General features: G+C 67.6%; 15 protein-coding genes. 2 read left to right on the forward strand and 13 right to left on the reverse strand.

What is annotated here, in order from left to right:
* The 4 genes from NF876_RS19440 to pal form a co-directional block, all read right to left on the reverse strand.
* A partial coding sequence (locus tag NF876_RS19440) for an ATP-dependent metallopeptidase FtsH/Yme1/Tma family protein (protein WP_262265654.1) occupies positions 1–539 on the reverse strand: 539 nt, incomplete at its 3' end.
* A 144-nt stretch (positions 540–683) separates the two neighbouring features.
* The gene (gene tilS / locus NF876_RS19445) at positions 684–1703 is read right to left on the reverse strand and encodes a tRNA lysidine(34) synthetase TilS (protein WP_262270313.1); all 1020 of its coding nucleotides are present in this window, start codon (positions 1701–1703) and stop codon (positions 684–686) included.
* 31 nt (positions 1704–1734) lie between these two features.
* A complete protein-coding gene (gene ybgF / locus NF876_RS19450; protein ID WP_262270314.1) occupies positions 1735–2724 on the reverse strand; it encodes a tol-pal system protein YbgF in 990 nt (329 codons plus the stop codon).
* Between the two features lie 229 nt (positions 2725–2953).
* On the reverse strand, positions 2954–3460 hold the full coding sequence (gene pal / locus NF876_RS19455) for a peptidoglycan-associated lipoprotein Pal (protein WP_262270315.1): 507 nt from the start codon (positions 3458–3460) through the stop codon (positions 2954–2956).
* A gap of 261 nt (positions 3461–3721) precedes the next feature.
* On the opposite strand from pal, the gene NF876_RS19460 reads away from it, so the two are divergent.
* Together NF876_RS19460 and NF876_RS19465 are read left to right on the forward strand one after the other, a co-directional pair.
* Positions 3722–5239, forward strand: a complete 1518-nt coding sequence (locus tag NF876_RS19460) for a phospholipase D-like domain-containing protein (RefSeq protein WP_262270316.1) — start codon at positions 3722–3724, stop codon at positions 5237–5239.
* Between the two features lie 79 nt (positions 5240–5318).
* Positions 5319–5933, forward strand: coding sequence for an HdeD family acid-resistance protein (locus tag NF876_RS19465; protein WP_262270317.1), 615 nt, complete (start codon positions 5319–5321; stop codon positions 5931–5933).
* Positions 5934–5972: 39 nt separating this feature from the next.
* Here NF876_RS19465 and tolB read toward each other — a convergent pair whose 3' ends face one another.
* The 9 genes from tolB to NF876_RS19510 all read right to left on the reverse strand — a co-directional run bounded on the left by tolB (position 5973) and on the right by NF876_RS19510 (position 13725).
* Positions 5973–7307 carry a Tol-Pal system beta propeller repeat protein TolB gene (tolB, locus tag NF876_RS19470; RefSeq protein ID WP_173948014.1) on the reverse strand — a complete coding sequence of 445 codons (1335 nt, stop codon included), beginning with the start codon at positions 7305–7307 and terminating at the stop codon, positions 5973–5975.
* 27 nt (positions 7308–7334) lie between these two features.
* Positions 7335–8453, reverse strand: a complete 1119-nt coding sequence (tolA, locus tag NF876_RS19475) for a cell envelope integrity protein TolA (protein WP_262270358.1) — start codon at positions 8451–8453, stop codon at positions 7335–7337.
* Between the two features lie 34 nt (positions 8454–8487).
* Positions 8488–8934 (reverse strand): ExbD/TolR family protein, encoded by a 447-nt coding sequence (locus NF876_RS19480; protein WP_262270318.1) that lies wholly within the window; start codon positions 8932–8934, stop codon positions 8488–8490.
* 13 nt (positions 8935–8947) lie between these two features.
* Complete coding sequence (gene tolQ / locus NF876_RS19485) at positions 8948–9688, reverse strand: protein TolQ (protein WP_173948016.1); 741 nt, start codon at positions 9686–9688, stop codon at positions 8948–8950.
* Between the two features lie 305 nt (positions 9689–9993).
* Entirely contained in the window at positions 9994–10440 is a 447-nt protein-coding gene (gene ybgC, locus NF876_RS19490) for a tol-pal system-associated acyl-CoA thioesterase (RefSeq protein ID WP_262270319.1), read from the reverse strand.
* A complete protein-coding gene (gene ruvB / locus NF876_RS19495; protein ID WP_315974468.1) occupies positions 10433–11479 on the reverse strand; it encodes a Holliday junction branch migration DNA helicase RuvB in 1047 nt (348 codons plus the stop codon). The genes ybgC and ruvB overlap by 8 nt, the downstream gene beginning before the upstream one ends.
* A gap of 97 nt (positions 11480–11576) precedes the next feature.
* Positions 11577–12194 (reverse strand): Holliday junction branch migration protein RuvA, encoded by a 618-nt coding sequence (ruvA, locus tag NF876_RS19500; protein WP_262270320.1) that lies wholly within the window; start codon positions 12192–12194, stop codon positions 11577–11579.
* A gap of 172 nt (positions 12195–12366) precedes the next feature.
* Positions 12367–12870 carry a crossover junction endodeoxyribonuclease RuvC gene (gene ruvC, locus NF876_RS19505; RefSeq protein WP_173948020.1) on the reverse strand — a complete coding sequence of 168 codons (504 nt, stop codon included), beginning with the start codon at positions 12868–12870 and terminating at the stop codon, positions 12367–12369.
* A 108-nt stretch (positions 12871–12978) separates the two neighbouring features.
* Positions 12979–13725 (reverse strand): YebC/PmpR family DNA-binding transcriptional regulator, encoded by a 747-nt coding sequence (locus tag NF876_RS19510; RefSeq protein ID WP_262270321.1) that lies wholly within the window; start codon positions 13723–13725, stop codon positions 12979–12981.
* Positions 13726–13829 lie beyond the last annotated feature (104 nt).

Here is a 13829-nt window from a genome sequence, read left to right on the forward strand (position 1 = left end):
TTCTGCGGGTCGCGCAGGAACTCCACCACCTCCTGCAGGTCTTCCTTGGCCTCGTCGATGCCCGCCACGTCGTCGAAGGTGACGCGGCCATGCGCCTCGGTCAGGAGCTTCGCCTTGGACTTGCCGAAGCCCATGGCCCGGCCGGCGCCGCTCTGCATCTGGCGCGACAGGAACACCCAGGCGCCGATGAAGAGCGCGATCGGCAGGATGTTCATGAGGACCGCGATGAACCAGGGGGTCGAATCCGATTGCGGGCGGGCCGTGATCTGCACGCCCTTCTGCTGCAGCTTCGTGACCAGCATCGGGTCGCTCGGCGCATAGGTCGTGAAGGTGCGCCCGTCCGTGTAGGTGCCGCTGATCTCCGGCCCGGAGATGACGACGCTGGTGATGCGTCCGGCATCGGCCTCGCTGAGGAGCTGGCTATAGGCGATGTCGCTGCCGCCGCCTCTTTGGCCTGGGCTCTGGAAAAGGGTCACGAGCGCCAGCACCAGGAGGAAGATGACGACCCACAAGGCGAAGTTGCGGAAATTTGAATTCATCGGATCAGGTTCTGCCCCAGAGGGAGATGAAGCACAGGGAGGTCCCCCGTACGGTTAAACTCAATGTAGGCACACCGTCTCGCCTTGCCAAGGGAATGCGGCACCCATGGGGCGCGATCCGATAACGTTGGCTAAGAGTTTTGGCTAACGGCCCCGGCGCCGCGGCGGTTCCGGGCCGATCGATGCTCGCCCTGTCCGGTCCAGCCGCACGAGGGCGCCCGCGATGGTGAGACTCAGGCTCTCCCCTGCCCTGACGGCGTCCCGCAGGCGTTCCGTACAGGCCTCGAGCCGGTCGAGACGGCTGCTTTCGAGACCCGCCCCGACCAGGGCCTGCTCCAGCACCCGGACAGCAATGGCGAAAGGCTCCCTTGCAAGAATGCCGGCCTCGAACGAGAGGGAGCCGTCTTCGAGAACGGGGCCGGCCCGGTCCAGAGCCTCGCGCGCCTTGAGGCCGAGCGCCTCCTCGGCCTGGGCGGCCCGTCCGGCGAAGCGGGCCAGGCGCTCGGCGTCGAGCCCCTCGGCGGCCAGGCGCGGCATGAGCCTGCGCCAGCGCACGCGTGCGTAAATCTCGTCGGCATTGGACGGATCCTCGACGAAGCGCCAGCCATGCGCCCGGCAGAGATCGACGAGGCTCGTCTTCGGCCAGTCGAGCAGGGGCCGCACGTGCCGGATGCCGGGTCGATCCGTCTCGCGGCGCATGCCGGCAAGACCCGCAAGGCCGGACCCGCGCGCCAGGCGCATCAGCACCGTCTCGGCTTGATCGTCCCTGGTGTGGGCGGTGACCAGATGCGAGGCGCCGACCTGCCGGGCATGGTCGACGAGGAGCCGGTAGCGCGCCTCGCGCGCGGCCTCCTGGATGCCCGCTCGCGGCTTGTCTCCGGTCCAGGCGAGAATCCGGTGCGGCAGGCCCAGGGCGGCGGCCTCCCGCCCGACGGAAGCGGCCTCCGCGGCGGCTTCGGGCCGCAAGCCGTGATCGATCGTGGCGACGTGGACAGGAGGCCGGGCACCGGCGGCGGTCCAGCGGGCGAGCAGGTGCATCAGGGCGGTGGAATCCGGCCCGCCGGACACGGCGGCGACGATGGCCGAAGCTTGGTTCAGAGAGGCAAAGAGCCGCTCGAGCCCATCATCCGAGAGCGCATCGTCGGGGGGCGGAGGAGAGGCCATCGCTCGGCCTTCTGCGAAACCTGTCAGCGGCTCAGCTGCACTTGATGCGCTTCTGCTCGCGGTCGGAGGCCTGGCGCACGGGGGCCGAGGCCTGGGGGTACTTGCGGTCGAGCTCGGCGAAGACCGCACAGGCGCGATCCTTGGCCCCGAGCCCGTTCAGGGAGATGCCGAGCCGCAGCAGGGCATCGGGCGCCTTGGCGGCGTCGGGGTGCTCGGCCGTGACGTTCAGGAACTGCTCCGCGGCCTCGCGATAGCGGTTGCGCTGGAGGTAGGTCTCGCCCAGCCAGAAGGTCGCCTCGGGCACGAGCTTGTCCCGGGGGTTTGACTGCAGGAAGCGGCGGAAGCCCATCTCGGCTTGGTCGTACTGCTTCTGCGCGAAGGAGGCATAGGCGGCGTCGAAGTCGGAGCGCGGATTGCCGACGCTCGTCGCCGCGACGCTCGGGCCCGGTCGCTCGCTGATGGCCCCCTGCGGGAGACCGGCGACGCGCTCGTGTGCGCCGCCGCCATCCATCGGAACTCCGTCGGGGCCGCCCTCCTCGTCCTGCTCGATCAGGTCGCCGATCCCGGCGAGCCGCCCGCCCGGCAGCGGCACCGGACGGCCCGAATCCGCCGTCAGAGGGGTGGACGGAGCCGTGGTGCCAAGGGGCCGGGGTGCTCCGGGGGCATCCGGCGCCTCGGAGGGGTCGAACACGTCGCTGCGGCGCTGCGGCTGGGCCGGGGCCGGCTGGGCCTGAGGCTGCGCCGGACGCGCCGGGGTCGTGGCGGGTGCCGAAGGCCGGGAGCCGCCGCGGCTTTCCTGGAAGCGGAACTCCATGTCCTCCTGGAACTTGCGGAGCTGCTCCTTGAGCTGGCGGTTCTCGTACTGGAGCTGTTCCATCTGGCCGGAGAGCTGGCGGAACTGGCTCTCGAGCCGGTTCAGGCGCACGATCGCATCGGCGGCGTCCTGCGCGGCGGCAGGGGAAACCGAAGTGGCGGCCAGAGCCAGGGCAAAGGCGAAAAAGACAAACAGACGTCGAAACATGCTGGGATACCGTGAGGGTCCTCGGACGAGGAGGCCGATAACACAAAAGCGCCGCCACGGCGAGACTGTGGCGGCGCTTCGCGATGTCACGAGGGCTTGAACGCGAGCATGGGACCGGGCCTGCTTTCGGGACCGGATCCGGCGCTCGGCCCCTTGAGCGGCGCACCGCTCGGGTGGAAAACCGGGTCCATGTTGCCGCGCGCTGCCGCGCGATGCGCCGGGTGAGGCTTTATGCCCCGGCGCCGGCGCCGAGCACGGTCACCGCGCGGCGGTTCTGCGACCAGCAGGAGATGTCGTTGCAGACCGCGACCGGACGCTCCTTGCCGTACGACACGGTGCGGAAACGGTTGCCCGGGATGCCGCGGGAGATCAGGTAGTCGCGCACGACCTGGGCGCGGCGGGCGGAGAGCGAGTAGTTGTACTCGCGGGTTCCGCGCTCGTCCGCATGGCCTTCGAGGATGAAGGTGTAGGTCGGATAGCGCTGCAGCCACTGCGCCTGCTTGTCGAGGGTGGCGACGGCCGTGGGGGTCAGGTCGGTGGAATCGGTCTCGAAGAACACGCGGTCGCCCACGTTGACGACGAAATCCTGGGCGCTGCCCGGGGTGGCGGCGCCGCCGGCCCCGAAGCCCCCGGCTCCAGCCCCATCGGCCATGCCATCTTTGTTGGACGAACACGCCGCCGCCCCGAGGGCGAGGACGATAGCGGCGGCGAACTTGACGGCGCGCAGCGTCATCATTGGCAATACTCCTTACACATACGTTTGCCGAACGTTGTGTCTTTCATATCGGGAGGATGGTTAAAGGAGGGTTCCGTCAACCGTGAGGAGGCATGCGGGATTAAGGTGAATTATGGCCAAGTTGTGGAAGTTCGGGTTAGGGTTAATTGACCGTAAAAGCCTTCACGTGGCGTTCTTCATTCCTATCGTAAGGTCATCCTGCATGGCGGCTCACGCGAAGCTCGGCTGCTGCCGATTGCGCGTTTCGAGCGTTGAGAGGTGATGAATATCGTGACGACCCAGTCCGGAAGCCTCGGACATCCCTATCGCCAAGCCCTGGACGATCTCCGCCTGGAGAGGGCGTTCTCACGCATCGCCGACAGCGACCTGCGTCACGGCAACGCCGTCGCGCTGCTGCGGGACTCGCGGGAGAACTACCCGGCTTGGCTGGAGGCGATCCGGTCGGCGCAGTCCGTCATCCATTTCGAGAACTTCATCATCGCGGACGACGAGACCGGCCGGGCCTTCGCGGAAGCCCTCATGGAGCGGGCCCGCGCCGGCGTGCGGGTGCGGGTGCTCTACGACTGGCTCGGATCTTCCTTCCGCGCCCTGCCCGGTTACTGGCGACGCCTGCGCGAGGCCGGGGTCGAGGCCCGGGTCTTCAACCCTCCCCGGCTCACCGATCCGTTCTGGGTCCGCCGCGACCATCGCAAGCTGATCACCGTCGACGGGCGCATCGCCTTCGTGTCCGGTCTGTGCATCTCGGACAATTGGGTGGGCAAGAACGGCCACGAGCCCTGGCGCGACACCGGATTGTCCCTGGAAGGGCCCGTGGTGGCCGACCTCGATGCGACCTTCGCCGAGAGCTGGGTTCTCGCCGGCATGAAGCCGATCCCGCGATCCGACCTGCCCCACGCCGACCTGATCCCTCATGCGGGCTCCGTGGCGGCGCGGGTCATCAGCGGCGAGCCCGGCATGTTCCGCACCTACCGGGTCGACCAGTTCATCGCGGCGACCGCCCAGCGCAACCTCTGGCTCACCGACGCCTATTTCGTCGCCACCACGTCCTATGTGCAGGCCCTCGGCGAAGCGGCCCGCGACGGCGTGGACGTGCGTCTCCTCGTCCCCGGCTCGAGCGACGTGCCGGCCCTGCAGCCCGTGGTGCGGGCCGGCTACCGGTCGCTCATCGAGGCCGGCATCCGGGTCTATGAATGGAACGGCTCGATGCTGCACGCCAAGACGGCGGTGGCGGACGGGCGCTGGGCTCGGGTCGGGTCCACGAACCTCAACATCGCCAGCTGGGCGACGAACTGGGAACTCGACGTGGTGGTCGAGGATCCGGGTTTCGCCGAGGCCATGGAGGCGATGTACCTGGAGGATCTCGCCAACGCGACGGAGATCGTCCCCGGCTGGCAGTCCCGGCGGCGCCAGGCGAAGAACATGCGCTCGCGGCGCGGCCACCGCTTCAAGAGAGGCGGCGTGCGCAGGCTGGCGGCCGGCGCCCTGGCGCTGTCGAGCACGGTCGGCAAGGCGGTGGGCTCCCGCTCCCTGACGGCCACGGAGGCGAGCAGCGTCGCGATCATCGGCTTCGCGCTTCTGGCCCTGGCCGCCCTGGTCACGTTCTTCCCGGTCGTGATCGTCTCGCCGATCGTCATCGCTCTGGCCTGGCTCGGGATCGCGCTCCTGATCCGCGCCTTCCGGCTCAAGCGGCGGGTGCGCCTGAGGCATCGGAAGCTTGCCCTGCGGCGCAAACTGAGCAAGATCAAGGAGAACGAGGCGTCGCCGGGAGAGCAGGCCTAGAAGAACAAAAGGAAACCAACGGTCAAGCTTGGCGTTGATCTCGGGCAAGGCAGTACATTCCTTTTCGAGGAGGACTCCTATGGCTACAGGCACCGCCGGCTCTTTCGACACCCCTGATCGCACCCACGCCATGAGCCAGCTGCTGGCGCAGAACTGGTGGGCTCTGGCGCTCCGCGGCGTCTTCGCGATCATCTTCGCCCTCATCGCGTTCTTCTCGCCGGGAGCCACGCTCCTGTCCCTGGTCTGGGTCTTCGCCGCCTACATGCTGGTCGACGGCGTGTTCGGCATCGTGGCGGCGGTCAGGGCGGCGTCCAACAACCAGCGCTGGGGCCTTCTGATCCTCGAGGGCATCCTCAACATCCTGGTCGGAATCGTCGCGTTCATCATGCCCGGGCTCACGGTCCTGTTCTTCGTCACCCTGATGGCCGTGTGGTCGCTCATCACCGGCGTCCTGATGATCGTGGCCGCGTTCAAGCTCAATCCGACCTACGGCCGCGGCTGGCTGATCTTCAGCGGCATCGTATCGGTGCTGTTCGGCGTCGCGCTGCTGCTCGCCCCGCTCGTCGGCGCCGTGGTGCTGACCTGGTGGCTGGGCGCCTATGCGCTCGTCTTCGGCATCTCCCTCCTGGTCCTCGCCTTCAAGCTCAAGGGTCACAAGGACGAGACCGGCAGCGCGGCCTCGTTGGCCGCCTAAACAAGAAAAGGGCGCCTGAGGCGCCCTTTCGATGTCGATCTAGTTGCTCTGCCGGCTCTCGCTCAGAAGCGGCGACCAGGTCGGGTCGGACGCGAAGGACGGGGTCGGCACCGGCTGTTCCACGCGCCCGGTGATGTCCACCATGTAGAGCTTGCCGCCGGCCTGTCCGCCCGGATCGCGGAAGAACAGGATGTACTGGCCGTTGGGCGCCCAGGTCGGGCTCTCGTTGTGGAAACCTTCCGTCAGGATGCGCTCGCCCGAGCCATCCGGCTTCATGATACCGATGGCGAAGCCGCCCGCGCGCTGCTTCGTGAAGGCGATGTAGTCGCCCCTCGGCGACCAGGCCGGCTGCGAATAGGCGCCGTCGCCGAAGGAGATGCGGCGCTGGTTCGAGCCGTCCGCGTTCATGGCGTAGATCTGCTGCTTGCCGCCGCGGTCGCTCTCGAACACGATCTGGCTGCCGTCGGGAGAAAAGGACGGCGAGGTGTCGATCGCGGCCGTCGAGGTCAGGCGCGTGGTGTTGCGCGAGCCCAGGTCCATCATGAAGATGTTGGCGTTGCCGCCCTGCTGCAGGCTCATGACGATGCGCTGCCCGTCCGGCGCGAAGCGCGGCGAGGAGGCCATGTCGGGGAAGTTGCCGAGCACCTGGCGGGTGCCGGTCTCCAGGTTGATCACCTGGACGCGCGGCTGCTGGCCTTCGACCTGGGCCGAATAGGTGATGTCCTGGGTGGCCGGCGAGTAGCGCGGGGTCACCACCGAGGTGTCTCCTTGCGTCAGGTAGCGCACGTTGGCCCCGTCCTGATCCATGATCGCGAGACGCTTGCGGCGGTTCTCCTTCGGGCCCGATTCATCGACGAACACGATGCGCGTGTCGAAGAAGCCGCCGAAGCCCGTCACCTTGGAATAGACCGCGTCGGAGATGATGTGGCCGACGCGGCGCCAGAAATTGGCGTCCGTCACGTATTGCTGGCCGGTGAGCTGCTGGCCCGACTCGATGTCCCACAGGCGGAACTCGGCGCGCAGACGACCCGAGGGATCGCGCGAGACCCGGCCCGTCACCAGCGCCTGGGCGCCCGCCATCTTCCAGGCGTCGAAGCGCGGCGCGGCGTCGAAGGAGGGACGCTCGGGGAAGCGAGACTTGTCGAGCGGCGCGAAATAGCCCGAGCGCTGCAGGTTGCTGGTGATGATGCCGGAGACCCGCTGGCCGAGATCGCCCTCGCCGGAGAAATCGGCGACGGCGATCGGCATGGGCTGGAACTGCCCGCCCGGTCCGACGCGGAAGGAGAGCTGCGCCTGGGCGGCGGGCGCGAGCGCCGCCATCGGCACGACGACGGCCAGCGCGACGAGAAGACGGGAAAGGAAGCGAGTGATCATGGGGTGCTGTCTCAAGCGTGATGGGCTTTAAGAGAGAGGAGGATCGAACTGGACGTTCAGGACCTTCCAGTCCGCGTAATACGGAACGAACTTCGCCGGGATCTCGAACTGGCGGCACTTGCGAATGGCGCGGACGGCCGCGTCGGCGACCGCGCGATCGGTCGAGCTGCTCCCGGCCTGGAGAATGCGGGGCTCGGTGCTGAGCGATCCGTCCTGGTTCAGGCGGATGTCGAGAATGGGAGCCGTGACCTGGCCGCCCGAGGCGGCGATCGGCGCGCTGTAGCAGCGCTCGATCTGCGAGACCAGCAGCCCGATCAGCGCGTCGCGCAGGCTCGGCGACAGCTTGGCGGAGGATCCCGTCGCGGTGCCGAGGGAAGCCGTCTTCTGGACCTCCGCGCCGGTCGCGCCGGTGGACTGGTTCTTTTCCTTGCTGTCGAGGAACTGCTTCAGGTCGCCCATGTCGAGCTTCTTGGCGAGCTGGGCTTCCTTGCGCGCCTTGGCCTCGGCCTCTTCCTTGGCCTTGGCCTCCGCGAGCTTCTTCTCGGCTTCTGCCTTCGCCTTGGCGTCCGCCTCGGCCTTTGCCTTGGCTTTCGCCTCCGCGACGCGCTTCGCCTCGGCCTCGGCGTCCGCCTTGGCCTTGGCTTCGGCCTTCGCCTTGGCTTCCGCCTCGACCTTGGCCTGCTCGGCCGCCTTGGCCTTCTCGATGGCTTCGGCCTCCGCCTTTTCCTGCAGCTTCTTCTCTTCCGCGGCCTTGGCCTCGGCGGCCTTCTCTTCCTGCGACCTCGTCGGAGGCGCGGGCGGCGGAGGCGGAGCCGCGACAGGCTCCTCCTTGTCGGCGACCTTCATCTCGGCCGGTCGCTTGGGCGGTGCCGGGGCGTCGCGCTTGTCCTCGCCGGGATCCTTCAACTCGGTCTTGTCGGCCACGCGCTCGGCGCGCGGCTTCGGCTGCGGGGCCTTGGCGTTCGTCTCGCCCTTGGTGATCTGGGAGAGCTGGTTGTCGGTGATGATCTCGACCGGGATGCCCTCCTCGGCCTGGGGAAACTCGGTGCCGACCGACAGGCCGATCAGGGCGGCAGCCAACAGCGACGCATGCGCGACGCCCGAGACCCACAGGCCCGGCTCGGAGGTGTTGAATTTTGGCTTCAACGCCACGTGTGTCTGCCCCCTGCTCTCATTCCGCTCAGCGCTGGTCGACCTCGGTCACGAGGGCGACACGCTTGTAGCCCGCCGTGGTGACGATCGACATCACCTGGGCGACGCGTCCGTAATCCACCTTCTTGTCCCCGCGCACGAAGATACGCTCGTCGAAGCCGGACTTCGACACCTCCGCGAGCTTGCCCACGATGGCCTCGTCGACGAGTTCGGCCTCGCCCAGGTACACTTGGCCGGTCGCCTTGATCGAGAGCGTCACCGGGGTCGCGTCCGAATTCAGCGGCGCGGCCTTGGTCTGCGGCAGATCGAGCGGCACGCCGGCGGTCATCATGGGGGCCGCCACCATGAAGATGATGAGCAGCACCAGCATGACGTCGATGAACGGCGTCATGTTGATCTCGTTGATCGCGCCCGGCGTGCGGCCTCGCCTGCGCCGCCGTCCGCCGCCCCCCGCCGCTCCTGCCGTCATGGCCATGCCGGATCCCCCCTTAGGCCGCGTTGGCGGGGTGGTGACCCGCATGGCCGATGCGCTCGTCGATCTGGCGCGACAGGATGGCCGAGAACTCGTCGGCAAAACCTTCGAGCCGGGTCTGGAGCTTGCCGACCTCCGATTGCAGCTTGTTGTAGGCGAGCACCGCCGGGATGGCCGCGAAGAGGCCGATGGCGGTGGCGAACAGGGCCTCCGCGATGCCCGGCGCCACGACCGCCAGGCTGGTGTTCTTGGAGGCGGCGATCGACGTGAAGGAATTCATGATGCCCACCACCGTGCCGAAGAGGCCGATATACGGGCCGGCCGAGCCGATGGAGGCGAGCACGGTCAGGCGGGAATTGAGCCGCTCCACCTCGCGCTGGATGGTCACGTCGAGCACCTTGTCGATGCGCTGGGGCAGGCTCTGGAACGAGCGGCCCGAGCCCTCGAAGGAACGCTTCCACTCGCGCATGGCGGCGACGAACACGGCCGCGAGACCCGTGGCCGGGCGGCTCTGGAGGGAGCGGTAGAGCTCCTCGAGCGACTGGCCGGACCAGAACACGTCCTCGAAACGGTCCATGGCGCGCTTGGAGCGGGCGTAGAGGAGGGTCTTGTCGATGATGATGGCCCAGCACCAGACGGAGGCTGCCAGCAGGCCCAGCATGACGAGCTTGACGATGAAGTGGGCCTGCCAGAACAGGCCGAAGAAGGACAGTTCGTGGGCCACAGGGACGGCCTGGGCCACATCAGCCGGGTTCATGATCTCTCGTCCTCGCTCTTGGAGCAGTCCTGGAAGACGACCCAGGGCTTCCCGCAACAGGTTCTAGGAAAATCTGTTCTTGTATTACCGTTCGTTCGCCCCTGAATCTGTCGAAAATAAGGGCACAGGGTAACAAGGCCCGAGATCCTCCGAGACCGTTACCTGTTAGGCACAGGGTAAGGTTAAGGTCTGGTTTAAGAGCCCCCGGATCGGGGCGGAAAATGCTGAAATTGATGCAAAATCCAGCCCGACATGCGCAGAAGGCAGGGCTCCTGCGCGCCCTGACCATGGGGCATGGCCACGGCCTAGACGCCCGCCGTCAGAGCGGCCCGCAATTCGTCCGGGATCCGCACGGCCCGCCCTCCCCTCACGGCCGCCACCATGACGTCGGCCCTGACCAGCACCTCGTCGCCGCGCCGGACCTCCTGGGCGAGCGTCATCGACGCCCCGCGCATCTCCTTCGGGCGGGTCACCACGGTGAGCACGTCATCCATGACGGCGCCGCCGAGGAAGTCGATCGTCATCTTGCGGACCACGAAGGCGAGCCCGCCCATCTCGGCGTGCAGGTCCGACTGCGCCACCTCGACGGCCCGCAGCAGCTCCGTGCGCCCGCGCTCCATGAAGCGCAGGTAGCTCGCGTGATAGACGCGGGCCGAGAAATCCGTGTCTTCGTAATAGACGCGCAGAGGGAGGACGTGAGCGCCGTCCCTCATGGAGCCGGAGAGGCCGGCGCCGGGGCTTGCCTCACTCATCCCCGTCCCCGTTGAACAGCCCGAACTGCGCGGCGGTCTCGCGGGTCGGCTCCGGGATGCCGAGATGCTTGAAGGCGTGGGGCGTGAGGATGCGCCCGCGCGGGGTGCGCTGCACGAAACCCTTCTGGATCAGATACGGCTCGATGATGTCCTCGATGGCGTCGCGGGGCTCGGACAGGGCCGCCGCGATGGTCTCGATGCCGACCGGGCCGCCGCCGAAGGAACCGGCGATCATGGTCAGGTACTTGCGGTCCATCAGGTCGAGTCCGATCGGGTCCACGTCGAGGAGGCGCAACGACCGGTCGGCGAGGTCGCGGGACACGGTCTGGACGCCCTCCACGATGGCGAAGTCACGCACGCGGCGCAGGAGACGACCGGCGATGCGGGGCGTCCCGCGGGAGCGGCGGGCGATCTCGTTCGCCCCCTCCTCGCTCATGCCGAGGCCGAGCACCCGGGCGCCGCGACGCACGATCAGCTCCAGCTCGTCGACGGTGTAGAATTCGAGCCGGATCGGGATGCCGAAGCGGTCGCGCAGGGGCGTGGTGAGCAGGCCCGCCCGGGTGGTGGCGCCGACAAGCGTGAATTTCGGCAGCTCGATCTTCACCGAGCGGGCGGCCGGTCCCTCGCCGATGATGAGGTCGAGCTGGTAGTCCTCCATGGCCGGATAGAGGATTTCCTCGACGGCCGGATTCAGGCGGTGGATCTCGTCGATGAAGAGCACGTCGCGCTCTTCCAGGTTGGTGAGCTGGGCCGCCAGGTCGCCCGCCTTCGCGATCACCGGACCGGAGGTCGAGCGGAAATTGACCCCGAGCTCGCGGGCGACGATCTGCGCCAGCGTGGTCTTGCCGAGGCCCGGCGGGCCGACGAAGAGCACGTGGTCGAGGGCATCGCCCCGCGCCTTCGCGGCATCGATGAAGACCTGGAGATTGGCGCGCGCGGCCTTCTGGCCCGTGAAATCGTCGAGCGAGAGCGGCCGGATCGACGCATCCACATCGTCCTCGCGCTTTTCGGGGCTGATCAGGCGGCGGGAATCGGTCAAAGAGGCTTACCTTCCAGAGGCTTCATATAGGCGCTGAGGGTCTCATACGCCATTCTTGAAAAGATCAAAACAAGAACATGTCCTTATGATGAACCGGCTACCGCGCCAGCTCGCGAAGGCCCAGCCGGATCAGGGTCTTGGCCTCGGCCTCGTCGCCGGCCTGCTTCATGGCGGCGGCCACGGCCGCCGAGGCCTGGACCTGGGGGTAGCCGAGATTGACGAGGGCGGAAATCGCGTCCGCCACGGGGGCCGGCGCGCTCTTGTCCTCGACGGCCCCGGTCAGGCGGATGAGGGCCGGGTCGACGGCGGCAAAGGCCGGCGCCTTGTCCTTGAGCTCGGACACGATGCGCTGGGCGAGCTTGGGCCCCACGCCGGGGCCGCGGGCCACGGACGCCTTGTCGCCGGTCGCGATGGCGGTCGCGAGAGCCCCGGGGTCGAGCACCGACAGGATGCCGAGCGCCACCTTGGAGCCCACGCCCTGGACCGACTGGAGCAGCCGGAACCATTCCCGCTCCGAATCCGACCGGAAGCCGAACAGGCGGATCATGTCCTCGCGGACATGAGTCTCGATGGACAGGACCGCCGCCTCCCCGGTGGTCGGCAGGTTCTGGAGGGTGCGGGAGGAGCAATGGACCACGTAGCCGACCCCGTGCACGTCGAGGATCACGAAATCCTCTCCGTAGGAATCCACCACGCCCTTGAGTTTGCCGATCACGTTCGTCTCTGCTCCACGGTGTCACCCCGAGACCGCGAAGCGGAGCCGGTGACGGTTGTCAGGTGAAAGTCCATTCCTCTCCCGAGGAAGGTTTGGTCGCGCTTTGTTCTTACCGCGATCCCGGTCGCCAACTCAAGCTTCGTCCGAAACAGGGTTGAGCGTTCGGGATGCCTCAGTAGCTCGCCGCCAAAGCGCGGGCCTTGCGGTGATGGGCGTGGGCGATGGCGATCGCGAGCGCGTCCGCCGCATCGGCCTTCTTGAAGTCCGCCTTGGGCAGCAGGATCCTCACCATGGCCTGGACCTGATCCTTGTCCGCGTGTCCCACGCCGACCACGGTCTTCTTGACCTGGTTGGCGCCGTACTCCGCCACCGGCAGGCCATGGAGGGCCGGGACGAGCAGGGACATGGCGCGGGCCTGGCCGAGCTTGAGGGTCGCCTGGGCGTCCTTGTTGACGAAGGTCTCCTCGACGGAGACCTCGTCGGGGGTCCAGGTCCGGATCACCTCCGTCAGCCGATCGTGAAGCTGCTTGAGGCGCAGGGCGAGGTCGAGGTCGCCGTCGGAGGTCACGACCCCGCAGGCCACGAAGGCGAGCTTCGTCCCCTCGACGGTGATGACGCCCCAGCCGGTATTGCGCAGGCCGGGATCGAGACCGAGGATGCGGACGCGTTCGCTCACTTTTCGTTCTCCACCGTCGGGGTCGGATTTGCTCAGGCCATCCACGCCATCAACGGTTAAGAAGGCGTGGATGCCCAGGACGATCCGGGGTCCCACGCACAGCCAAAATCACTCGGCCATCTTCTGCATCAGGGCTTCGGAGAGCTCGAAGTTGCCATAGACGTTCTGGACGTCGTCGTGCTCCTCGAGGGATTCCATGAGCTTCATGAGCTTCTCGCCGGTCTCGTCGTCGACGGCCACCGGGGTCTGCGGCTTCCACACCAGCTTCGATGCCTTGGGCTCCCCGAACTTGTCCTCGAGCGCCTTGGTGACCTCGTTGAGGGAGCCCTGGTCGCAATAGATCTCGTGGCCGTTCTCGGACGAGACCACGTCGTCAGCGCCGGCCTCGATGGCCGCCTCCAGCATGGCGTCGGCATCCGCCACGTCGGGGCCGAACTCGATGTAGCCGACCCGGTCGAACATGAAGGAGACCGCGCCGGTCTCGGCCAGGTTGCCGCCGCTCTTGGTGAAGTAGGAGCGGATGTCGGAAGCCGTGCGGTTGCGGTTGTCCGTCATCGCCTCGACGATGATGGCGGCGCCGCCGGGACCGTAGCCCTCGTAGCGGATCTCGTCGTAGTTCTCCGCATCGCCGCCGGACGCCTTGTTGATGGCCCGCTGGATGTTGTCCTTGGGCATGTTCTCGGCGCGGGCGGCCAGGATCGCGGCCCGCAGGCGCGGGTTCATGTTGGGATCGGGCAGGCCCATCTTGGCCGCCACGGTGATTTCGCGGGCAAGCTTGGAAAACACCTTGGACCGCACCGCGTCGACCTTGCCCTTGCGGTGCATGATATTCTTGAACTGTGAATGCCCGGCCATGGGGGCCTCCGAAAAGTGCGGCCGAGGGCGGCCTGTCCCGCAGGCGCCCGTCAGGCCGTGAAAGTTGACGATGGACGGCTTATAAGGCGGCGAAGGGCTTCAGG

The sequence above is a fragment of the Microvirga yunnanensis genome, from assembly GCF_025460875.1.